The following is a 22,479-nucleotide window of genomic DNA, read 5'->3' as shown; positions in this document are numbered from 1 at the left end:
TTCAGCGCTTGTGGAGTTTCCAGGTCTCGACCAGGCTGTCGACAAGCGACAGCTGGGACGGCAGCATGACGTTCTGGCCGGCTGCGCCCCCTTTTCCTGAGGCACGGGATCCCACGGGAACGCCGTGGCCAAAATCGTCAAGTGCTACGAGTTCGACGGTCCCTCCCGCCTTGCTCGACCAACGCCGGCGGCTGCCTCCATCAAACGGTGTCGATGTTTCTTTCGCCGGGTCGCGACCGTGCAGCGCCAGCCATTGCGATAGGGACGCCTCCGCATTGCTGAACGAGACGACACGGTCTGCCGTCCCATGCCAGATCGATATGGAGGGAAACCGTCGGGCATCGGGAGAGACCTCCCGCACCAGATCCGCCCATTCGTCCGGCGAGCGCGCCGGCGCGCTCTGCATTGCGGAGAGCGCGCCCATGGCATCGCGGGCGGCACCGAACGGCAGGCCGCCGACGATGGCGCCGCCGGCAAAAAGCTCGGGGTAGGTCGCAAGCAATGCGGACGCCATGGCGCCGCCCGCCGAAAGACCCATGACGAAGACCCGCTTCTCGTCGATGGCATGCCGAGCAGCAACGGAGGCGATCATCTCGCGGACCGAGCCGACCTCCCCCCGATCCCGCTTCACCAGGCTCGGCCGAAACCAGTTGAAGCAGAGGTTGGAATTATTGAGACGGGTCTGTTCGGGGTAGAGAACCGCGAAGCCGTGCTTGCGCGCGAGCTCCGTCCACCCGCTGCCCCGATCGAAATCGCGCGCATCCTGCGAGCAGCCATGTAACACCACGACAAGCGGCATTTTTCCCTCCCGGCCCTTCGGGACGTACTCGAGCATCTTGAGACCGCCGGGATTTTTGCCGAACCCCGTGACCTCGTCCAATCGCGGTAACGCGGTGCGAGAACGGCCTTTCGGTTTTTGTCGACCAAGGGTGGGCTTCTGACCGGGAGAGACAAGCTGTTGGAACGATGTCGGCGCGTTGAAAAGCCGACGCAGCTGCCGCGGAAATTTCACTGACATATAAGCAACGTCCTGTCTCTACCGCGGCGGCGCCGCGATTTCGTTCACCTGCGCTCCAACCCGTGAACTGATCTGGAAGGGATAATTGTGCACCGCAGCAATAATAGGGCGGAGATGTGTTGTGCACAGGTTCTGGACGCGATTTATGTGGGTGAAGCTACATCGGCGACATCAGCGGCAATCGCCGGAGCCGTAAAACTTGTCTTGATGAAATCAAAGATAGGCCTTCGCAAACGCCAGAAGTTTGGAGTCTTCTTTCACGCCTTGGCGGTAGAGCTGAATGATTACCGCGCCTAGACGCTCGGCCTCCCGGCTGCGCCGCGGGATGCCACGATCCTCGCAGGCCGCGTCGAGCACCTTGTCCATAATATCCAGATCATCCGAAAACAGCGGCAGGTCTTGCGGATGAATAGACGATTTCAGCATTCGCATTCTCCAAAAAGGTTTTCTCCGCAGCCGAAAGCTCCGCAATGGAAATCGCGCTGATCCGGCGCATGCCTCTTTAATCGGAAACGATCCAATGAAGGATCATGCACAAGCTTCGAAGTGATCCAATGCCCATTGCGCGCCATAGATGACGCGCGGCGCTGTCGTGACGGCATGAAAAGCACCGGTTGCCGGTGAGGCTTCGCAAGCGCGAAGACGCGGCTCATGCTTTCGCTGGCGCCCAGCTCCTAGCCAACGGAGGCGGAGTATGCGCCTCGATTTTCGGCTTGGCAACAAGGATCACGGCACCTCCGCGCCGCGCGGAAAGGCGATTGCAGGCGGCTCTCATACCGCGAGAAAATCCGGTTCGCGCGCAAGAACGTTCACTGCTCCAGCACTATTTTTATTGGTCGCTTCAGCATTTTCCGCTTGCGTCGGCATGGCCGAAATCATAAAGGAACCAAGCCGTTTCGGCAGGTCGGGGCGTAGCGCAGCCCGGTAGCGCACTTGACTGGGGGTCAAGGGGTCGCTGGTTCGAATCCAGTCGCCCCGACCAATAAATTCAACGACTTAGGTCGTTTCTGCTTACCAGCGCCCCAGAGCTGGTAAGCGCATGGGAAGCAAAAACGAAAAGATCATTTTCCCAGCAATATCCATGGATATGAACTACTCGGGAGTAACAGCCAGCTGTGATCGCACCGCTGTGATTCTCGATCGTGGTCGCAGCTGTGCGGATTTCGCTCGGGAGCTGACGCTGGTGTCGCAGCTGCCGGCGTTGTGAAGCACCCTTGAAAAACCAAGCTGTTATCGCGGATGACGCTGTTGTGGGTCTTCATGTTGGCAAGCGATAGGGAATCAGTGCGCGAAGCCGGGCAACTGTTGACGCTGTTGTGGTGCGGGGGAGCGAGACCTTATCTGCACATTACGCGAGGCCGCCAGGGGCGCATGACCTGGCCAACAGTCCCCTACCCCTGCCGCACGGCGTTTGGCCGCCATGCATCCCTCTTGGAATAGAAAAAATTCAATTCCCTCGTAAATTGCGTCAACAAGCAGCCGACCCCGTACCCAGCCCTCCGCAGCGAAAAAATCCCAACTAAAATCCGAAAAATTTGCCCCGCTTTACGTTACGCACGGTGCATGCCACCATCGTCCGCAGAGGGGGGCAAGCCGCCTTTATCGACACGTTCCCCTGCAGCCGATGACAAGGAGAAGCCATGCGAAAGATCCTGCCGACGTTCCCGAGGATCTCGGTATCCGTGGTCCTGGCCATCCTCCCGCTCCTGTTGCCGACGCACGCGCAAGCAAGGATTTTGACTTTCGGTTATTACCTTACGGAAGATTGCGACGCGTTCCTTGAGGCTGACAAGTCCCATGCCCCGCTGACCAAGGAGGGAGCGGAATGCTATGGCTACGTCAAGGGGATCGCCGAGGCGCTGCAGGCGGAGGGCGATCACCCGGTGGTCACGGAATATCTCCCAAAAGCCTGCATTGCGGATAACGCCGGCACCTACGAGCTCGTGGTGGCCGTCGCCAATTTTCTCGACAGCAATCCGGAACTTCGCATCAGCAAGACGGGCTATGCCCTGGTGCGCCAAGCATTCGCCGACAAGTTCCCATGCAAATGATTGTGAGCTTGCATGGCCTACCACTACCACTACCACATTGAAGATTGTCAGGTTGCAGACAAGGCTTGCCTCGATAAGTACCGCGGCAGGCGCTCCGAATGGCTGCACCTATTGAGGGACGACGATCAGTCCGTCATGCGGCAAATCACCGCTATGCTCTGGAGCGATGCCGTTTTCCGCGCGATCAACGAGACGCGGCGGCTCTCACAGGTGGGCGGTTACAAGTCCGCGGCGCTGAACGGGGCGATCGCTCAATTCATCGACCAGGGCTTCGTCGCGACGCAGACGTTGTCGATCCGCAAGCTCATGGAGAAGGCGTCCAAAGATCGCAACAAGCAGATTGTCTCGTTGCGCCGTGTGTTCGATGACATCCGGGCGCACCGGCACCTACTGACCCGCGAGCATTACGTGGCGTATGACGGCCTGCCGTACGATCCCGAGCCCGGCGAGCGTGCCTACGTCGAGAAGCTGATCAAAAAGGGTGATGTCCATTCGGAATGGCTGGCTTCCACCGGGCCGGAGGCATGGTCGACGTCGCAGAGGGTTCACGAGCGCTTCGACAAACTGTCTGGCGTCTCGCGCGAGCACCGTTCACGGGGCGATCTCATCCGGGAAGAAGTCTTCGAAAAGACAGAGGCATTGCTGGCCGGTAGTGGTTGGTCCGACATAGTCGCGTTTGGCAATAAGTTCGTCGCTCATGCCGCCGACCAACATTCCCGCGGTACGCTTCTGGACGGCCAGCATGGCTTCTCCCTTGATAAGCTGGCGCAATGCCACGAGGGGATCTGCCGCGCCGCGGCCGCGATCTGCGGGCCGATTTTGTACGAAGGCTCTAGCGGCTTGTTCCCCAGCCCGCAGTTCGACCAGTTCGAAAATCTCGACGCGCAGTGGCTGTCGCCCTCGGACGTCAATGCCTTGTCGGTGTTCTGGGATGCGCACGTTCACAAGGTCGACACATGGACAGAAGGCGACCCGCTTGGATAGCGCCACGACACAGGCCGAAGATCGCCGCAGCAAAACACGTTTCACCCCTCTCTGAAGGTTCGGATCGACAAACCGGTTACGCGCTGAGAAGCAGGTTTACGTAACGTAATACGTGTGCAACCATCGGCGAAGATCAGGGCATATTCGGGGGGAATTCTGTGGCCGAGGAAACGACGAGTGAACGCCAGGTTGGCAAGAAATGGAGCCTTTGGAAAAGCGCTAATATCGGCCTTGTCTTAAGTGGCGTTACCTTGTTGCTCCAGATTTTGAATGGACGGGGATATGACCTTGCGGACTATGCACACACCCCCACCGGGGGGACAATCGGTGCCTTGCTAGGTCAAATCCTTGCCGCGCCACTGATTTTTGTTTTTATTGCCCTGGTCCGAAATCTGTTTAACCGACGGCAATCGGCATCGAGTGCAAGTCCCGTTCGGGGTGCGCTGATATTCATTGCGCTCTTTGTAGGAATTCTCGCGGCTCTCTTCGTCTGCGGGGAGTATTATTTCTCTCGCGCAGAAGTGATCAGTGGAGAGGCCAGGACGACGTTCGTAACCGGCGTGCAACGTTCTTGCGTCCAGAAACAAGCCTCGCTCAACCAAGCTGTCACGCAGGAACAGATCAACGCCTATTGCGGCTGCGTTGCCGGAAAAATGGCTGATATCACAACGTACAAGCAATTGGGAAGCGAGTTGGACCCGAGCGCTTTGAACGACCTGCGGCAGAAAACTGAGGCGATCGCTAACACATGCCTCCAGTGAGTGTTACGGCGGTGAAAACAGTAGAGATGCGCGAGAAGCTGGCATCGGGCTGGGGGTAGCGCAATGTGGTGGCGACGCAGGAAGAACACCGCCGAAAAGCTGCCTTGGTACAGAGCGCCAGGCTACAGTGGCAATCTGACCGAGGCTGAAAAGCGGCAGCTCGACGCGTTCAGGATGCAGAAACGACATCCGGCTCCTGACTACGACGACATACCCCGTACTGCTCAGATGATCCTCTCCCGGCTTGAGATCGAAAATTACGACCTTAAGCAGGAAAATGCCTTCAGTAAGGCTTTGGTGGGAAGCCTGGTCGGTGCCGCAGTGCTCTACGTGAACCACTACGGCATCCAGCCGGCGCATTCGATCGGGTGGTTCATTTTCGGGGCTCTGTTCGTGATTGTCCCCTGGGTCTTCCATAAGTTCCAGTATGACAAAATAAGCGAGGAATTCTTCCCTCGTGGCGCGCCGCCGATCCACGAGGAATTGCTCAAGGAGTGGGAATTGCAGTTCATCGTCCACCAGAAGATCGAAAGGGAAAAGGCCAAGCGGGATGAAGAGCGGCCGTAAAAACGTTGTAGATTGAACAGCAGAAAGTTACTTCCGCGAAATGGCGGGCCTGGAAAGCTATAGATTGATGCCGCACGCGAGGAGCGATCCAGGCGGCCAGTTCGAATAGCGGAGGCCGGCAATCAGCCAATCGTCCCACTCAATCTTCCTAGCTCGCTGGCCCCGTGGGGAGTATCTTGGCCAGCACCTCAACTTTTTCGGATATCCCCGTGCCCAAATCCATCCAGACCCGCCCGAAAGCCACCAAGCCCCGGATGAGCGCTCGCACCCGCGTCGTGCTTGAACGCGAGGTCACCGCGAGCATGTCAGGTGCGGCTCCGGCGTTGGCCGGCCGCTCCTCGTCCGACACTTCCCCAACCCTTCCGGCAACCGTGCTGGCCATGCTGCCGCCCTCCGCCGCAAAACAGTTCATGCCCACTGCAGATGACGACCAACCTGCGCAGCTTTGGGCGGTGGCGAACCTGATCCGTGGCGGATCATTGCCGCCGGAGGCCATCGCCAGCTTCCCGGCGATCGAGATCGCGCCGGGCGTGCCTGTGCAGTCCAGCTTCCTGCGCTGGCATCCGGTGCTTTGCGAAATCGTCTACTTCCCGCCGTCGCCTTTGCCGGAGCCCGACGATGACCCGGAGGTTGTAGCGGCGTGGCCGAGCCCCGAGGGGCGGTACGTCCGCCTGTCGGCGATATCGAACCTGTTGCAGTTCAACACCGTGGCGACGGGGTGGGCGCAGGCTGGCGACGACAACAGCGCCGAGCGTTTTTCCGTGGAGTTGGGAGCCACCGTCAAGGTCATGCGCGCCAGCCGCGCGACGGAGCGTTTCCCGTGGCTGGTGCTGCGCGAGCAGACCGGTCCGGGGGATTGGTTCGTGGTCCGCACCGAGGAGGAAACACTCGACCTCGTCGATATTGACGATCCGGATCAAACGCCGCAATTCCGGTCTTTGAAGGAAGCCATACGGATGGCGGACGCGGCGATCCTGCACGAGACGACATTGCCCGACGGCGCCGACCCGATCCACTCCGCACCACCGCCGCGACTGCGCTGGCTGCTGGCAAGGCCGCGGCCGAGATGGTGGAACGGGCGCTGGCACGGGCGGTGACCCTTGTCGCGCTCCGCGCCCGAGTTCATAACTGTCGTCTTCATCCAGCCAAAACCAACAAGCCCGCCCGGCAAGGCGGAATAATTTCTGGGGGAAATCTCATGCTGAAAGATCGCGCTGCCCGCATTCCCCCGACGATTGAAGCATGGTGGGTGCGGCTCGCGATCGACAATGACGGCGATCCGTATTTTCCGCTGCGCCGCGAAGTCGCGACCTATGCACATGAATGCCGGGCGGCGCACGAAGCGATCGCCGCGTTCACCGCTGCCGTCGCCCCTCCTGCCTCTGCCGGCCTGCTCGGAGGCCGGGTCGACGCGAAAGTCATCGTCCGCAAACCCGAATTCGTCGAGCTTGCACGCGGGCTCGCCAGCGCGTTCGAGGAGCTGACCGCGGCCGTCGACGCCTGCATGCAACAAAACGTTCCCTGGCGCGATCTCATCGACTGCGAACCCATCTTGCGCGCGCTCGACGCCGGCATCGAGAAACAACAACAGATCATCCGCTCTCGCGCGTATGCCAAGTTTCTGCGCGAGGGCGGCATGAGCCCACTCTCGTAAACCGCTCGACCGCCCGCATCTCGCCCGCCATCTCATTCCGGGATATACTCACCGGATGAGCCAGGCCCTTAGCCAATACCGCCGGTTACCAACCCGAAAATCACCGCTGCCGCTCGACAGCGACGCGCCACCGTGGACACCGATCCCGCCAGGTGCGATGCAACCAGGCGTGCCGTTGACGACATCATCCGGAGCCGTACCAGATCCGTATGTTCGCATGCGCGAAAGCGACGTGATCCTCGGTTCGAGCGGTTCGCCGCAGCTCGATCTGATCGTCGATTGCTGGCGAAAACCGCGCCAATGGTCGCAGAAGTCAGTGTCGCCGGCACCGTCGCCTCCGCCGCTTTTTCAAGTTCGATTTACGGGCAACTTTCCGCAGGGCGTTTCCGCATACGATGTTTTGCGATTGATCTCCGCGCTGCTGCGAACTGACCCGCATGGGTTCGTTTGCGATATCAGCAGCGATCGCACGGCGGTGTCGATCAACCTGGCGAATTTCCTGCTCAATGTTCACGGTCAAATCAGCGGCTGGAACCAATATTCGGCGTCCGAGCGGGCTGCGTGATGGAGACGGCGATGACCCTTGAAGATCAGATTACTGGCCTCGAAACAGCGATCGTCACCAAGGACCAACGCATCGCCGAACTCGAAAGCGAACTCGCGAGCACGCGGGCCAGCCTCGATCATCTGATCGAAACCGGGCTCGCCTCGATCCAAGCGCAAGACGAATGCGTCGCGACCTTCGTGGATTTGAACCTGTCGCTGCAGGAAGAATTGAGCGATGCCAAGGACTTAATCGACGACACATTTGACGAACTGGTGGAGACTGATCGTCGCGCTCAAACGCTGGAGCTGCAGCTGCTGGCGACTACATCCGCTCCATCTATGCGCAGGGCGAATTAGACATCACGACTAATTCGCGGATGAATAAGAACCTCGTTCTTATTCATCCGGTCAAATTTCGCTTGAAAATCCCCTTTAGAAGCAATGAACTAAGCTGCGCAAATCCTTTTCTAGATTATGGAACTTGACGGTAGTATCCTCCTGCAGATTGTCGGAGGGAGCCAAGATGTCGTTCGCGCAAGAGATGAAAGATTTCAATGAAGGCTTCAAAACCGGCTCGAAGTACTGGTCAGATCGCGAGGACGACAAGCTAAAACAGGCGCAGGTCGACTACTACAAGGCCCGCACCAGTCGCTTACTGCCGGCCACCGACAGCCAGTTTCAGGCCATTCCAAGCCCGTTCGGCGGCGGTGGCAAGAGCGCAACGACCAACCATGATGTCGGCGACGTTGCCTGGAAAGATGCACCGCCGGAAGCGCGTGCGCTGCTCAACACCATTGCCGGCCCCGAGAGCGGCGGCGCTTACAACATCAAGTATGGTGGCAGCACCTTTGACGGATACGATCAGCACCCCGGCGACAGCCAAGCGATCACTTCCGGCCCGAACGCTGGAAAGACTTCCTCGGCCGCCGGTCGCTACCAGTTTCTGAAATCCACCTACAACGACCTGCAGCGGCGTTACGGCCTGAAAGATTTCTCGCCCGAGAACCAGGACAAGGCGGCTTGGTATTATGCCAACGAAGTCTACCAGCGGAATACCCATGGCCGCGACCTTGCGGCGGACCTCAAATCCGGCGATCCGCAACTGATCGCCAACGTCGGGAAGAATCTGTCGAGCGCCTGGACGTCGCTGCCGTCGGGCATGGAGCAGGGCACGAACACGAACGCTTTCGTTTCAAACTTCGACAGTTTCCTCAAGGCGTCGCGCAAGGATGTCGCCAGCGCCGCTCCCCCTGTTGCGCGCGCATCCAGCGACGGCCAGACGGCCGCAACCGATCCGACCACGACCAGCTCCACCGCGCCGCCGGCGAACAACATGGCCACGCCGCCGCCTCCGAAGGTGCGCACGCCACAGGTGGGCGATCCCGCCCCACAGGTGCCGCAGCCGTCACCAAACGGTGCGTTCGTTCTGAGCCCGGCCTACGGCGACGAAAACCCCGACTACGACAACGAGCAAGACCAGCAGGACGAGGATGGCGATCTTGGCTATGCCCGCGGCGGCATCATCCCCGATCGCCGCCTCGGCCGACGGAGAGGCACGCAATACTACGCCGATGGTGGCTTCGTCGACGACAGCGAGGACAGCGGTGAGGAATCGCCATACCAGTGGAACCGGCTGACCTATGACCCGATGGGGAACCCGATATTTACCCCGGTGCCGCCCCCGCAGCCCCCGACGGTCGAGCAGCCGGTCGCTTCCGCAGCTGTCTCGCGGCCCACGCCCTACGAGCCCCATCGCAGCGAAAACACCTACTTCAACGTGCCCGACGTCGTCGGCAGCGGTCCGCAGAATCCGCCGACGGCGAAGCCCTATGTCAGCGACGATGGTCGCCCGCCGGTGTTCGGCGCGGATGGCAGCGTCAACGGCGCCAGCGGTGGCGGCGGTGGCGGAGGCGGTGGTGGCGGCGCTTACCAGGGCTTCGTACCCCCGGCATTTCCGCACTCGCAGACGCCCCGAAGAAACGCGCCCACGCCGACGCCACGACCCGCGCATCACGCTCAAGCACGTGAGCCAGCTAAGCATGTTCCGACCCCAACGCCTCGGCCGCAGCAGCATCAGGCCGCCGCACGCACGCCGGTCGTCAATGAGAGTTCGCGCGTTTATCACTCGGTCGCGCCGGATCGCGCTGGGCAATACACGGAAGACGAAAACGCTCGCGCTCACCATGCTGGTGCGACGCGGAAAGTGCAGTACCGTGCCGCAGCTGGGGGTGTCATTCCGCAGGAAGAACCGGCCCCGCCGCGCAACGGCACCGTCATGCTCGATCCCAATGCGGTTCTAAATTCCGATGGCGCACCGCAGGGCCGCATGCTCAACGCCGGTTCATCGAGCCCGCGCATCTATGAAGGCTCGACCGCGGCCCAGGTGCGCGATGCCACCCCAGCGAACCCCGTCTACGCCGACCCGAGCCCCGGCCCAGCTGCGCGGCCGTCTGGCGTCCTCCCTTCGCCGGACGAGGCCGACCAGAGCGCCGGGCAAGCGTCACCACCGCCGCCGTCGCATCCGCCGCACCGCATGGTCGCCGAGGCGATCCACAATGGAGTTTTGTTCTTGCAGGACACCTTCGGCCTGAAAGGAAGCGGCGCGATCAACACTCCGGATGATCAAGGAAGGATACAGGGCGGGCAGCGCCGGTTCGCGCAAGGTGAAGGCGCCGCAACACCGCAGGAGGTCAAGCAGGTCGATAGCAAGATCGACCCGGATAACCAGATCCCGTCCGACCAGAAGCAGGCCGTGCGCCTGGCGCAAATGACGCAGTTCTATTTGGAACAGGGACGGACGAAGGATGCGGCGGCGTCAGCGGGTTCGTTGTTGCTCTATGGCGCGCAGCAATTCAGCCGCCTCGGGTCCCTGGCCGGCGTGGCGCTGAACGAATTCCAGCAGGATCACGATCCGATCCACATCAAGAACGCCGTGAAAATCCTCAACGCCGCTTACGATTTGATCCCCGATGGCGGCGGCATGGATATCAACATCGACCCGCGCACCGGCATGATCACCGCCACGCACAACGTTCCAGGAGAAGATCCGCAGACCCTCACGGTGCAGCCGAACGAATTGCCGCAGCTGCTCAAGGGCATGCAAGACGGTTCGATGTATTGGGATCAAATCCTCCGTACTGCCGACCCGACCGGTGCCCACAGCCGGGACAACAACAAAGCCCGCGCCGTCGCTGCGCAGCAGAAGCGCGAGCAGGGTTTGTCGGATCAGCTCGACCGGGAAGGCCGTCAGGAATCGCGATATCAGCAGCACACCCAGGACAATCGCGCCTACCGCGAAAGCCACCCGACCGGCGCCGGTGGACCGCCGATCGACGAAAACGCTTTCAACTCGGCCCGCGCTGTCGCAGATGCAGCACAAGCTGAGTACAAGCGCGCCGCCGATGCCTCTGAAAAACCAGACGCCGACCTGGCAATTCAGGCTTTGCGCGACAAGCGCGACGAGGCAGCTTCACGGCTTTCCGACACCCTGCCGGTCGCCAGGCGTGGCTTGATGATGAAACAGCTGGGCTATGAGGGCTACACTTACCGAGCCCCGCCCGCCAATGCCGTGACCAGCGCGATGACGAATCCGGTCGCGCCTGAGAATCAGGCGGCGCTCGGTGGCACGCAGGCGCCCGCCCCCAGCGCTGGCTCGCAGCCGGCTCAGCCCCAGACCACGCCGCAACAGGCTGCTCCGCAAGGCGGTGGGCCGCGACAGCTGCCGCCCGGCGTCGTCTTCGATCGCCGCAGCGGGCAGTACATCGCGAAAAACCCACAAGGTAAGTGGGCGCCCGTCACCCTGCCGGGGCAGTAGCCATGGATCTCCAGTTCGGCACACCTTTCGCAGACGATTACCAGCCCGATTTCGGCGACGATCAGCCGTCCTCGTATGGCATGAGCGAGCCCGCACCATCGCCAGCGCCGACGCGTCAGACGCGGCCACCTGAGCCTCCTCCGCCCGCACGGACGCCACCCTCAACGCAGCCGCGGCCGCAGCTGCAATTCGGCACGGCGTTCGGCGACGCCTACCAGCCCGATATTGGCGAGCCGGAGCAAGGCGTCATTCCTGCACAGCCGGGCACGGCTTCCCCACCCGCTCAGCCCCCAGACAAAGCCGGTGACAAGCCTTTCGGCTCCGACTGGAGCTTCATGCGCGGCCTCGTCACTTCAGGCGTGGGTGGCAACCTGCAGGGCCTGGGCGGCACCATCGACGCCTTCAATCTGCTTTCGGATGGCGACGCAAACAGCACCGCTGGCAAAGCGGCGAATTTCCTCGATGCGCTCGGAAAGAAGGGCAGCGCCGGCTACGAGCTGCAGGCGCCGAGCGTCGTCGATGTCATCAAGTCGCCGAGCAAGGCCGGCACGTATCTCGGCGAACAGACCGGATCGCTGATCGGCTCGATGGGACCGACGGCGGCAGGCTGGGCGCTCGGCACGGCTGGCGGCACTGCGCTCGGTGAAGTGGTTGACCCGGCCGGCGGCGGCGTCCCTGGCGGCATCGTCGGTGGCTATGTCGGCTCTTATATTCCGTCGTTCATCCAGAACACCGGCGACACTTTGCAGGGCATGCGCGAGGACCCCGGCATTCAGAAGCTTCTCGCGAACGGCACACTGACGCAGAAGAATCTCGCCGCCTACGCCGTGCCGACGGGTGCGATCGTCGCCGGTCTGGACAGCTACGGCATCGGCGAGGTCATGAAGCTTTCCGGCGTTTCGAAGGAAATCGCCGAACCCGCGATCAAGAAATTGGTGATCAGCACCATCGCCAAGGCGGCAGCGAGCCACGGCGCGGCAGAGAGCGCCACAGAGGGCGCACAGCAGCTGATCCAGGAAACCGCGACGGTATTGGCTGGCGGCGATCTCGATCTGGCGAAACGTGCTGTTTCGATCCTCGATGCATCTGTCAGCGGATTCCTCGGTGGTGGTCTTTTCGGCGGCGGCCACGAGACATATCACGCGCTCAAGCCCGGCCAGAGCAATCCCAGCCCGACCGGCGATCAGACCGGGGTGATTGCTACCGATAACGCCGGCTCGTCGTCGCCGGGTGGCACCAGTGCAGGCACACCGCCTCCGCCCGCCGGCGCTGACGTGCAAAGAGCGGCCACCGAGCAGATGCCGACTGAGGCAACGGCCGACGAAGTCAGATCGGATTACCAAAAGTGGGATGGTCCAAACGCCCCGCGATACAGGGACGCCGCTGGCAACGAATACAATCGCATCGAGCCAGTGCTACCGGCCTCGCCGGCAGCGGCCGCGGCTGCGAAATCAACGCAACCTCAGACGATCGGCCCGGTCGCTCCCGACGCCGCAGCTGCCTTGACCCCAACGACCGCGTCTGAACCTACGCCCGCACCTGGGCCACCTGCCGTTTCGATCACGCTGCATCCGATCGAAGGGCCACAGGTTAGCCCGACCAGCGTTGGCGCCGATGTCAGCGCCGCCGTCGATGCGCACAACGCTGCAAACAATGCGATCGACGATGTTCGCCGCGGTGGGCCGCCTTCGCCCGTGACTTCCCCCAGGGAAGTCACGCCTCCTGTAAATCAGACTTCCCCCAGGGAAGTCACCCCACCCCCACAGGTGCCTCCGCAAATACCTGCGCCGTCAGCGTCGGGTATGTCTCCTACACCCGACGCGAACGCGCAAACGGTGGCACCCGCAGGCAGGGTCGCTTTCCCTCAGTCGGCGACCCTGCCTGCATCTTCCGAAAGCGATGTCATTTCCGAACCCGTGCCGCCGCGATCGGCAAACCAACAGACATTCGACAGCCTGCTCCCCGATGACGGTTCGTTCGTGTTCGGGCAACCGTTCGAGGACGGCTACGAGCCCGATATCGGTCCGGCTCCTACGGACGAACGAACAGGTATTGCGAACGAAATCCCCGTTCAGAATGCCAGCGCTTCGGACGAAAACACGCCAGCCGCGCCAGCAATCACGCCGGGCGAGGGTCTGTCGAAGACGCAGCGCGCTGCCTTCGATGACATCACTGCTGATATCCAGAGCCGCTACGACGATCCGAATGATTCGCGCATCCAGCGCGATCTCGAAGCGGCGCACGAATTCATCCGGCAGCAGCCAGTCAAGCAGCCATCGAGCTCGGTGTTCAACAGGGCGGTGAAGCACCTCAACGCCATGCGCGCAGGCCCAGCCGCAGTCGAGCGTGCAACTGCGGTCGCCCCCGCCGAACGCGAAGCCCGTCGCGAGGGCCTTGCTGCCGAGGCGGCTCAGCCGAGGACAAAGACACCGGAGCAGCTGCAGGAAGTTGCAGATCGCGCCGACCGCTCGCGCATTGCCGAAGATGCGCTCAGCTCTGAGCAAGCCGCGGAGGAGGGCGCAGCCGATACTATGACCAACGCTGCGCTCGACGAGGAAGCGGCCAACGAAAGCGAGCTGCGCGACCCGATTCTCGAACGGGCGCTCGCGACCGATGCGCAGACGCAAGCTGGTCAAGGCGGGCAAGGTGGAGGAACTCAGCCACCCCCTCCCCCACGCGGACCGCGTCGCCCGTATCCAGGCTCGCCCGGCTTCAAGGCAACGCGGATTCTTTCTCGATCTGCGAAGAGCGGCATCCGCCAAGCGCTCAAGGCAGGCGTTTCCCACATCACCAAACACATGCGGCAATGGATTCCTGATCATTGGCTGGCGACCAACAACGAGCAAAATTTCCACTGGACAGACGCTATCGACCCGGATCGTCGCATTGACGAAAACCCGCTCCGTCAGATCGTCGAAACGCGCGCTCGCGAAGGGGCGAAACGCGAGCGCCTCGCACGTCCTTTCAAAAAAATTGTCGATCGCCTCGTGCGCCTGCGCGCCGAAAACCGCGAGGCTTATGAGGATCTGACCCAGCTGATGGCAGATTCTACTGCGCTTCAGGTCGACCCCACCAAGCCGCTCAGCGCCCCGGAAAACGGTCACCTCGGCCAGAGTTTCACCAAGGACAACTACCAGGGCCGACAGGCACACAAGCACCTGGAGCAGCGTTACAACGAACTTGTTCAACGTGAGCCGAAGGTCGCGCAACTCTGGGCGGATATTCAGGAAGCATTTCGGAAACAGCGGGCCAAAGACGATAAGGCCCGCGTCACGGCTTTCGTGCGCCAGGTGCTCGACCGTGCCAACGAGCGCGATCGCAAGGCCGGCAAAGCCAATCCAACACAGACCGGCAAGGCAGCATCTGAAGCGCTCGCCGATCGCGTCATCAACGGTCAGCTGACCGCCGCCGATAAGAAGTTGCTTTCGCCGTCGGTGCAGGCGGCACTCGAAGTCATGCTTGAGGCTGGGCGTGTAAAAGGCACATATCTTCCGCTCATCCGCCGCGGTCAGTATGCCGTTCACTGGAAGGAGCGGATGCAGTTGCCGAAGGGCGCGACATGGGCGAAGAATCCGGACGGCTCGATATCCGATGACACCTTTGTCGCCGACAACTCGACCCTGCATCAGTTCGTGAATCAGACGCTCGATGACACTTCGCCAAACGCCGGCCTCGTGATCCGCGAAATCAACGCCTTCAAAGACGGTCCGACCGGCAAGCCGGTCTATCGCAACGAGGTGTCACAGGGCGAATGGGATGCGCTTTCCGGACCGGTGAAGTTCGAGGTCCAGGTGCAGCTACAGGGAATGAGCCTGCATCACAGCAACTCCGAGGCCCAGGCGGCGCGCGACGAGCGCGAGCAGAACGCCGACGAAGTTAGGCTCGAGGAACGTGACGAAACGCGCAACGGTGAGCTTCTGCCGACCGATATCGACCAGATCCTGAAGAGGGCGAAGGCTGATCTCGAAGATACCGGCGCGGACCCGGCGGTGGTCGAGCTGCTCGATCGGACCCTTCGCGACGCGGTAACGACGACAGCGGCTGGCAACGGAGCGGCCGCCCGCCGCCTGCAGCGGCGCAACGTCTCGGGCGCAGAGAACAACCTCGCCACCATCGTCGACCGCTACGGAGATATGTCGTCCGGTGTGATCGCGAAAATGGAGGCGCTACCTGAACTCGATGCCGGCATGCGCGGTCTGCGAGATTCTGACAAGCAGCAGTCCGCGACGGACCCGCATGGGCAGCTGGAGCGGCAGGCCGTCGTCAAGGAGATGGCCCGCCGCATTGCCAACCCGGAAGACCATTTCGTCCCGAAAGGCGCGGCCGAAAACGCGATGCAGGGATCGCTGACTGCCGCCTTCCTGACGAAGATGGGCGACGTTAGCTCCGTCATCGCCGATATGTTCCAGCCGTACCTTTTCGGCATTCCGCGCATCACCGGCCGCGTCGGCGCGTTCAGGGCCGCGCGCGAAGTCGCCAGGGCGGAAAAGGCAATCAACAGCTTCAAGGTCGCCGGACATTCGATCGCCGACACTGCTCGCGCGATCGGCGAGGCCGCCAGCGGCGCCAAGGCGCAAGCGGTTGGCTGGAAGAATCGGTTCAAGAAATCGAAAAGCCCGGCCCCTGAGGGGGTCCGCTACAGCCGCGCGGACATTTTCGAGGCCATCCGCGATGCCGTCGGCAAGGAAACTGATGGCCGTGATCTGCAGCGGATGATGGACGAACTGGCAGATTCTGGATTGATGTCGCGCGACGCAAACCTCGACATCAAAGGCGTCGACCCGCGCGAGGTGCGCGGCGGCTATCGGATCTTGGAATCACTTGCCGATATCATCCGCCAGCTGCGCATCGGCAACGATATCCGCAGCCATGCTGTCACTGCCGTTGCCGCCTACCGGTCCGCCCGCTCGCTCGGCGACACCCATGAGCAAGCGGTGAAGTGGGCGCGCGATGTCACCCGACAATCGCAGTTCGACAATACGCACTCGACGTCGGCGCCGATGTTCAAGAAGCGCGGCATGATCCGCGTGCCGCTGATGTTCAAGCGTTTTGCCGTGAACTCGATGATCGGCATGGAAAAAATGATCCGCTCGATCGTCAATCCGAAAAGCATGCCACCGGAGCAGGTCAAGGAATGGCGCCGCGTCCTCACGGCCGCCAACATCCTCGGGCTCGCGGCGTTCGGCGTCAGCGGCCATCCTGCGGCGATGATTGCCGGGGCGCTGATCCAGGCGGCGGCGATGGCCATAGGCCACCAGCCCGTCGAGTGGGAAGGCGAGATGGAGGCTTGGCTTTCGAAGATGTTCGGAGAAGAGCTTGGCCTCGGCGCGACCGCCGGCCACAAGATAGCCGGGACGATCATGCGCGGAATTCCTTCCGGCCTTGGACCGGCCGACATTTCGAAGCGCATCGGCGTCGGCGACCTGCTTCTGAACGGCCGACCGAAAACCTTCGATAAAGCCGGATTCATGAACTGGGGCGCGGAGCAGATTTTCGGTGCGCCCGGCGACACCACAGTCTCGATGGCGGACGCTTACAAAGCCCTGACGAAGGGCGATCCGTCGAAGGCTTTGGAACTCGTGACACCGAAGTTCATCTCGAACATCATCCGCGCTGCGCGCAGCGGTCCGACCGACACGACCGGCCGGTCGTTGCTCGACGACGGCTACACCCCGAGCGAACGGATCGTGAAGGGCCTCGGTTTCCAACCGACCCGCGAGACGGACATGCGCCGCGGCCGGAGTATTTTCTATTACGAAGCCGGCCTGCAGAAGGAGCAGCAAGACGCGAACGCCCATCTCCGCGATGCCGCAAAGACCCGCAACGAGCTGCGCCCGGTGATCCGTCAGGTGCACCAGGAGCTTGGCAAGAATGCCCCGAAATGGGCTTCGGATCTCGGCGACGCCGCCGTCGACCGGATGTGGCGGGCGGTGCAGAAGAAACGCCAAGACGGCGGACGCACGGAAACTGGCGCGCTGCCGGTCAGCAAGCAGACGCGCGGCATCGCCGGGAAGGCGAAATACCTGGCCCCCGACATAAGAGTTCCCGCTCTAAAGGAAGGCCGATGACGGAGATACCGTGGCACTTTTCCTGGGCGTACGAGATCAAGGATCAATCCGAGATCGGTAAGAAGCCGTGGCGCGAGCTGACGATAAATCAGCGGGAAGACCGCCTCGACCTGATCGACAACATCAACGATTTCGGCCTCTTCGATGGCCTCGTCCAGTCCGCAAACCCGGCCGTGCAGAATCTCGTCGCGGCATCGAACGGCCCAGACATGTTTCGATTGATTCACGCCGCGCGGCGCGACCTCGATCTGACGAAGATTTCGCTGGAGGCATTGCGCGGCGTCGACATTGACCTCGTCGCGGGATCGTTGAAGCGCCTTATGGACGGCGAAAACGTTGATCCGATCATCCCGCTCAAGCCGGAAGAAATTCCGCCGTTTCGCCTGAAGATCCAAGGTCGGCGCCCGGCGCTCGTGACCGCGCCCGCACGCCGCAAGCTGATCGACAGTGGTGTGCGGGTGTCGGACCGGCCATGGGGCCTGCTGACGCCGTCGCAGCGGACCCAACGGCTGGACAAGCTCGGCGCCTGGCACGAGCGTGACCTCTTCACCAAGGACATCGGCGAACACAAGATCGACCGCATTCGAAAGCTCGCCGAGAATTCGACCGAAGCCGACATGCTGAAAATGGTGCGGGCTCACAAAGCCGGCCTCAGTCTCGCACGCTATTCGCTCAAGCAGTTGCGGGCGCTCGACATCGACAAGGCGCTCGAACGCAAGGCACTGCAGACGGCCAGGTCACCGACCGGTGACGTGCCGGTCATCCCGCCCGAGCCAGTCGCCGTCGATGAGGATCTGAAAGAATTCGAAAAGTCCCTGGTCGACATCGCCGTGAAGGCGTCCGGCATCCAGCCGAAGGCCGATCCCCCTCCCCCGCCCGAGCGCCGCGAGCGCTCGCCCCGGTCGCCGCTCTACGTGCCTCCGAGCAGACCCGTGGGAGAAGGCCCGGCGGAGGCCGCAGGGGAGGCGCAGGAACGCGTATTCGCCTCGCCGCGGGTCGATGCCCCACCCATACCCGAAAGCCCTTCCCAGCCGCCGGGCAGCGACCAGCAAAGGGCCGCTGCAGCGGACATGGCGGCCGAGGCGCTGGGGCTCGATCAGGACGGCAAGACGATCGACCGGAAGAGTTTCCCCGGATACAGCAAAGCCGAAATCGCGGCGATACGATCGAAGCTGGTCGTCGGCGGCCGAACCCGCCTCGATCTCGAAGCGATCAGCGCGTATATGCTGTGCCCATCATATTTTGCAATTTCTACGGGTCTCGACCCTGCCTGGTGGCAGGCCGCATTATTAGACGCGTATGACCGCCGGGTCGGATGCCTTGCCGCTCGCCAAAGCGGAAAAAGCCTCGTGACGGCGCGAAAAGCCGTCTGCTTTTCGGTCTGCAATCCCGGCTCGACGAGTTTGATCATTGCGCCGACTTTGCGCCAGAGCAGCGAGCTGCTTTTGAAATGTGCGGGCGTGGCGCAGGTTGCCGGTCTCCGCCTCGCCAGCTTGTCGCAGTTCCAGGTCGTGATCGCCGAAAAGCAGGCCGGCGCTTCGAGCCGCATCATCAGCCTCCCCGGTTCGAACGAGGATGCCGGCGCAAGCGTTCGCGGCTACTCGGCGGATCTACTCATTTTCGAAGAAGCGGCGTTCCTGGCGGACCCGGTGATTTCGGCAGTGCTGCCTTCTATCGCGGCGAGACCGAAAGCGCAGCTGATCGGGATTTCGTCGGCCGGCATCATCGGCACCTACTTTCATTCAGTCATGACGGCGGCCGGAAGTCGGTGGACGAAGCTAGTCGTTCCCGCTCCACAATCCGATCGCTTTTCCAAGCAGCAGCTCGACGAAATGAAGATCACGCTGGGCGCGCGCTATCCGACGGAAATGTTGTGCAAGTGGGGCACCGTGGGCGATAGCTTGTATAGCGAGGATGTTTTCGATCTCGCCTTTGGCACGACGATCGACGGCAATCCGCATGAGCTGGAACTCGATCCGGATCTTGCCTTCGGCCACATGAACCTCGAAGAGTTGTTTACGGCCAGACCCTTCGAAAAGAGCATGACGGGAGCCTCGATGCGATGACGGAAACAGCTCCATATTTGGCCTGCAGCATCGACCCCGGCGGAAGCTCTGATCCTGCCGCGATCGTTGTCGCCAAAGTCAGCCGCGCCGAGATAACCAAGGTAAGGGTGCTCCACCTGGATACTGTGAAGCCGGTCGTCACGCCGATGCGGCACGTCACGTTTGCGCAAGAGGCGATGGCGAAGGTCTACGCCGACGTTGGTCATGGCACGACGCGGTTCATCGTCGACGTCTCAAACAATTCCGCCATTGCGTATTTGCTCGCCCAGGCGTTGCCGCGCGACACGCTGGTCGGCGTGAAAATCATCAACGCTGACAGTCATTCCGCAGGGCTGACCCCAATGCTGATCGGCGACGTCGGCGGACGCGCGTCGTCCATTCCGGTGATGAACCTTTCCCGCCGGCAGTTGCTGCTCGACGTCGGCGTCGCTTTCCAGTCCGGCATTCTCTCGTTGCCGCTGACCGATCCGGAACAGCAAATACAGGTCCAAGAATTGAAACGGCAGATGAGCCGAGCTTCGATGAAAACGACGCCCGCGGGGCGGCAGGTCGCTGTCATCGATCGCGGGCACGATGACCTTCTGATGGCACTGGCGCAGCTGCTTGCGGCGACGAAGCTGCCGGCACCGCGGGGCGCTAGGCGCAGCGGTGAGCGCCGCGAACCGTTACCACCGGCCGCATGGACTTGATCGAAAAGGAGGAAAAAGATGTCTGAACCGGTTTCTCTAAGTCGTTACGAACGCGCGCGAATTCTGCAAAACAGCGTCGTCGCGCGGAATGATTTCTCCGCGGGTGACAAGGATTATTTCGCCAATAACGGTCGGCTGGTTCGCTTGCGGCCCCCAGGCCCGAAGGAAATGTTCAGCCTCATCAAATCGTTGGAACTGCTGGGCTACACGCCGTTCGTTATTATCATGCGCGAAACGGCTGCTCTTGCTCACCGCCCCACGGCGCTGATCGCGGTCAAGGAAGCACTCGCGATAACACTGCCGATCGAGCTTGCTCGCATGGGTGACGACAAGACCTTGGAGCTGTTGGATCGAAAAGACGTCAAGTGGTGGCCACTCTCGGCCGGAAGCGGGGCAGCGCAATGAGCGGATATCGCCCAGAAAAGCCGATCCCGCGGGGCTCGATTTCATTCAGCGAGGGGCGCGATGCCGGCGGCATCCGCATGGCGAGCATCAAGGATGTGCGGAACCTGCAGATCAACAGTCAGGCCGAACTGGATGCCCTGCATAAGCTTGTCGCTGAAGGCGGGAAGCTGCCATTAAAGCCCGCGCCGGGGCAGAAGTTGCGGAGAAGCTTATAGTTTCACTATGCATCGGGTTCGGCTTGTCATTTACATATTCGCGCCAATAGTTCGGTCAACTGCCGCCTGGCTACTTCCCCACGCCGCGGCCAAATATAACCAATCGTCGCTCAATCGCCCGCCGCATCTCCGCAATAAAAGCGTTGTCGCGTTCCTTTTGCGAAATATGATCGGGAAAACAGAAGTCATGATTTACGCTTTTAACGTAAGCCAGGGTTTCCTTCATCATCAGAATTGACTTCGTTTTTTCTATGCGGTGAGCGGCCCCCCGGAAATACATCGTTTCCACAATAATATCCGCCCTGAGTTCGGGGGGGAACTGGGGAAAGCGCAGAATGAAATCAGGGATGAGGATTGATTGTGACCCGTCTTTGGCGATTTCCTCAAGGACGAGTGCCGCATCTCGGCTAAAGGATTTCTTTCCAATATCTGTGACGGGCTTTTCAATCTCGATCTCAATTTCGTTCCCGTAGTATAGTTGTAATTTACGAAGCACCTTGAAGGTTGCACGCTCGTAATTGTTTCCAACCAAGAACATGTCCCTTCGAGATAGGCAGGGGTGCATATAGACATCAAGAAGGGCTGGCTCGCTCTCTGGCCGAGATTTAGCTATGACGCCAATCGAGAGATAGGAGCTGTATCTGTTTACAGGCGCGTCCTTGCGTCCATATACGGACAATCGCCCCCTTATCGGAATGGGATTGCCGCTCCTCAGGACAAGCTTTCGGTCTGTAACCCCTGCGGCGACCGCCAATAACGTTGCCTGCGGGCGAACACCCTCGGGCCATTGCAGTCGACTTGCTTGAGTGTCGAACCGCGACGCGAAGTCTTCGAAGGAGCTCGCATACCGACAAAGCATTTGGGAAACGGGCACGCCTTCAACCAGAAGAAAACTGGACGCTTGGTCTACCAGAAGGTCAAACTGCTCGCCGAGTTCCTGCTGTTTTACCCCACGCCTGTGCATTCCCGACCGCTCGATCATCCCCATTAGCAGACGTGCAAGCTTTGGCCGACGAGTCTGCGTGGTAATTTTCGCGATTTCGCTGGTGCCGCCAACCCCTTTAGGCCCGCCCTCCCCAAACGCTCGGAGGAAGTTAAAGGGCCACGTCGGTGGGTGGGGGCGAACGGAGCGAACTATATCCAGTTGCTCATGAGGCTCTACCCAAAATGGGCAATTATTGTCATGCGACGGCGAATTCTGCGTCCGACGATGAAGAAATTTGTTTTCATAGGGTATGAGAACAGCGCCTTCTCGGCAGGAGCAGAATATCCATTTGCCCCTGCTTTGGACCTCTCTGACAAAAGAAGAGGCGGCATGTCGGCTTGCCTCAGAACCTCCCGCCCGCCCATAACCGTCGATGAGCAAGTGTATTTTGTCATCAGCAATCGCCGCCATTTCGGAGCCGTCGTGATTTCCCGTCCACATAAGAGGAGTTCCCTACTGGAGTAGCCCGAGTCCTGCTGCCTGATTTTGCCGGATGATCCAAGTTGACCGACTTCTTGAAACATGGGGATGGGGCAGGGAATGCCTCTTGGCAAAAAACCCAGACCCGATCGAAACTTTGAATTGGAGGTCAATATGAACATCAAGAGCCTTCTTCTCGGCTCCGCTGCTGCTCTTGCAGTAGTATCCGGTGCTCA

At 61.1% G+C, this 22,479-nt stretch carries 17 protein-coding genes and 1 tRNA gene; 15 read left to right on the top strand and 3 right to left on the bottom strand.

The genetic code is table 11. The annotated features are described in order from the left end of the window. Position 1: 1 nt before the first annotated feature. Entirely contained in the window at positions 2–1,018 is a 1,017-nt protein-coding gene (locus AB4048_RS23150; RefSeq protein ID WP_442204341.1) for an extracellular catalytic domain type 1 short-chain-length polyhydroxyalkanoate depolymerase, read from the bottom strand. A 213-nt stretch (positions 1,019–1,231) separates the two neighbouring features. Then, entirely contained in the window at positions 1,232–1,444 is a 213-nt protein-coding gene (locus AB4048_RS23145) for a hypothetical protein (protein ID WP_442204340.1), read from the bottom strand. 479 nt (positions 1,445–1,923) lie between these two features. On the opposite strand from AB4048_RS23145, the gene AB4048_RS23140 reads away from it, so the two are divergent. The 15 genes from AB4048_RS23140 to AB4048_RS23070 all read left to right on the top strand — a co-directional run bounded on the left by AB4048_RS23140 (position 1,924) and on the right by AB4048_RS23070 (position 20,838). Next, a tRNA-Pro gene (locus tag AB4048_RS23140) sits at positions 1,924–2,000 on the top strand. A gap of 658 nt (positions 2,001–2,658) precedes the next feature. Then, positions 2,659–3,069 carry a Rap1a/Tai family immunity protein gene (locus AB4048_RS23135; RefSeq protein WP_442204339.1) on the top strand — a complete coding sequence of 137 codons (411 nt, stop codon included), beginning with the start codon at positions 2,659–2,661 and terminating at the stop codon, positions 3,067–3,069. 12 nt (positions 3,070–3,081) lie between these two features. Further along, positions 3,082–4,053, top strand: a complete 972-nt coding sequence (locus tag AB4048_RS23130) for a hypothetical protein (RefSeq protein WP_442204338.1) — start codon at positions 3,082–3,084, stop codon at positions 4,051–4,053. A gap of 158 nt (positions 4,054–4,211) precedes the next feature. Next, positions 4,212–4,814 carry a hypothetical protein gene (locus AB4048_RS23125; RefSeq protein WP_442204337.1) on the top strand — a complete coding sequence of 201 codons (603 nt, stop codon included), beginning with the start codon at positions 4,212–4,214 and terminating at the stop codon, positions 4,812–4,814. 63 nt (positions 4,815–4,877) lie between these two features. Then, on the top strand, positions 4,878–5,381 hold the full coding sequence (locus tag AB4048_RS23120; protein WP_442204336.1) for a hypothetical protein: 504 nt from the start codon (positions 4,878–4,880) through the stop codon (positions 5,379–5,381). Positions 5,382–5,557: 176 nt separating this feature from the next. Continuing rightward, the gene (locus AB4048_RS23115) at positions 5,558–6,478 is read left to right on the top strand and encodes a hypothetical protein (protein WP_442204335.1); all 921 of its coding nucleotides are present in this window, start codon (positions 5,558–5,560) and stop codon (positions 6,476–6,478) included. 101 nt (positions 6,479–6,579) lie between these two features. Next, the gene (locus AB4048_RS23110) at positions 6,580–7,035 is read left to right on the top strand and encodes a hypothetical protein (protein ID WP_442204334.1); all 456 of its coding nucleotides are present in this window, start codon (positions 6,580–6,582) and stop codon (positions 7,033–7,035) included. 55 nt (positions 7,036–7,090) lie between these two features. Next, the gene (locus AB4048_RS23105; RefSeq protein WP_442204333.1) at positions 7,091–7,600 is read left to right on the top strand and encodes a hypothetical protein; all 510 of its coding nucleotides are present in this window, start codon (positions 7,091–7,093) and stop codon (positions 7,598–7,600) included. Next, positions 7,600–7,938, top strand: a complete 339-nt coding sequence (locus AB4048_RS23100) for a hypothetical protein (RefSeq protein WP_442204332.1) — start codon at positions 7,600–7,602, stop codon at positions 7,936–7,938. The genes AB4048_RS23105 and AB4048_RS23100 overlap by 1 nt, the downstream gene beginning before the upstream one ends. Positions 7,939–8,104: 166 nt before the next feature. After that, positions 8,105–11,395: a hypothetical protein gene (locus AB4048_RS23095; RefSeq protein WP_442204331.1), complete on the top strand. Its 3,291-nt coding sequence runs from the start codon at positions 8,105–8,107 to the stop codon at positions 11,393–11,395. Between the two features lie 2 nt (positions 11,396–11,397). After that, complete coding sequence (locus AB4048_RS23090; protein ID WP_442204330.1) at positions 11,398–17,463, top strand: PLxRFG domain-containing protein; 6,066 nt, start codon at positions 11,398–11,400, stop codon at positions 17,461–17,463. Continuing rightward, complete coding sequence (locus tag AB4048_RS23085) at positions 17,460–19,529, top strand: terminase large subunit domain-containing protein (RefSeq protein ID WP_442204329.1); 2,070 nt, start codon at positions 17,460–17,462, stop codon at positions 19,527–19,529. Before AB4048_RS23090 ends, AB4048_RS23085 begins: the two co-directional genes overlap by 4 nt. After that, entirely contained in the window at positions 19,526–20,218 is a 693-nt protein-coding gene (locus tag AB4048_RS23080) for a hypothetical protein (RefSeq protein ID WP_442204328.1), read from the top strand. The genes AB4048_RS23085 and AB4048_RS23080 overlap by 4 nt, the downstream gene beginning before the upstream one ends. A gap of 18 nt (positions 20,219–20,236) precedes the next feature. Further along, positions 20,237–20,623, top strand: a complete 387-nt coding sequence (locus AB4048_RS23075) for a hypothetical protein (protein WP_442204327.1) — start codon at positions 20,237–20,239, stop codon at positions 20,621–20,623. After that, positions 20,620–20,838, top strand: a complete 219-nt coding sequence (locus AB4048_RS23070) for a hypothetical protein (protein WP_442204326.1) — start codon at positions 20,620–20,622, stop codon at positions 20,836–20,838. Before AB4048_RS23075 ends, AB4048_RS23070 begins: the two co-directional genes overlap by 4 nt. A 70-nt stretch (positions 20,839–20,908) precedes the next feature. Here the strand turns inward: AB4048_RS23070 and AB4048_RS23065 are convergent, their stop codons facing one another. Further along, positions 20,909–22,264, bottom strand: a complete 1,356-nt coding sequence (locus AB4048_RS23065; RefSeq protein ID WP_442204325.1) for a hypothetical protein — start codon at positions 22,262–22,264, stop codon at positions 20,909–20,911. Positions 22,265–22,479: the final 215 nt, after the last annotated feature.

It is taken from the genome of Rhizobium sp. RAF56, from assembly GCF_052113965.1.
GTDB lineage: Bacteria > Pseudomonadota > Alphaproteobacteria > Rhizobiales > Rhizobiaceae > Rhizobium.
The sequence above is the reverse complement of the archived record's forward strand: the minus strand, read 5'-3'. Positions and strand labels throughout refer to the sequence as shown.

Coding starts and splice junctions, on each gene's coding strand:
- AB4048_RS23070 (WP_442204326.1), top strand. CDS start 20,620: ATGAGCGGATATCGCCCAGAAAAGCCGATCCCGCGGGGCTCGATTTCA.
- AB4048_RS23145 (WP_442204340.1), bottom strand. CDS start 1,444: ATGCTGAAATCGTCTATTCATCCGCAAGACCTGCCGCTGTTTTCGGAT.
- AB4048_RS23135 (WP_442204339.1), top strand. CDS start 2,659: ATGCGAAAGATCCTGCCGACGTTCCCGAGGATCTCGGTATCCGTGGTC.
- AB4048_RS23130 (WP_442204338.1), top strand. CDS start 3,082: ATGGCCTACCACTACCACTACCACATTGAAGATTGTCAGGTTGCAGAC.
- AB4048_RS23085 (WP_442204329.1), top strand. CDS start 17,460: ATGACGGAGATACCGTGGCACTTTTCCTGGGCGTACGAGATCAAGGAT.
- AB4048_RS23075 (WP_442204327.1), top strand. CDS start 20,237: ATGTCTGAACCGGTTTCTCTAAGTCGTTACGAACGCGCGCGAATTCTG.
- AB4048_RS23080 (WP_442204328.1), top strand. CDS start 19,526: ATGACGGAAACAGCTCCATATTTGGCCTGCAGCATCGACCCCGGCGGA.
- AB4048_RS23150 (WP_442204341.1), bottom strand. CDS start 1,018: ATGTCAGTGAAATTTCCGCGGCAGCTGCGTCGGCTTTTCAACGCGCCG.
- AB4048_RS23110 (WP_442204334.1), top strand. CDS start 6,580: ATGCTGAAAGATCGCGCTGCCCGCATTCCCCCGACGATTGAAGCATGG.
- AB4048_RS23100 (WP_442204332.1), top strand. CDS start 7,600: ATGGAGACGGCGATGACCCTTGAAGATCAGATTACTGGCCTCGAAACA.
- AB4048_RS23065 (WP_442204325.1), bottom strand. CDS start 22,264: ATGTGGACGGGAAATCACGACGGCTCCGAAATGGCGGCGATTGCTGAT.
- AB4048_RS23090 (WP_442204330.1), top strand. CDS start 11,398: ATGGATCTCCAGTTCGGCACACCTTTCGCAGACGATTACCAGCCCGAT.
- AB4048_RS23105 (WP_442204333.1), top strand. CDS start 7,091: ATGAGCCAGGCCCTTAGCCAATACCGCCGGTTACCAACCCGAAAATCA.
- AB4048_RS23120 (WP_442204336.1), top strand. CDS start 4,878: ATGTGGTGGCGACGCAGGAAGAACACCGCCGAAAAGCTGCCTTGGTAC.
- AB4048_RS23095 (WP_442204331.1), top strand. CDS start 8,105: ATGTCGTTCGCGCAAGAGATGAAAGATTTCAATGAAGGCTTCAAAACC.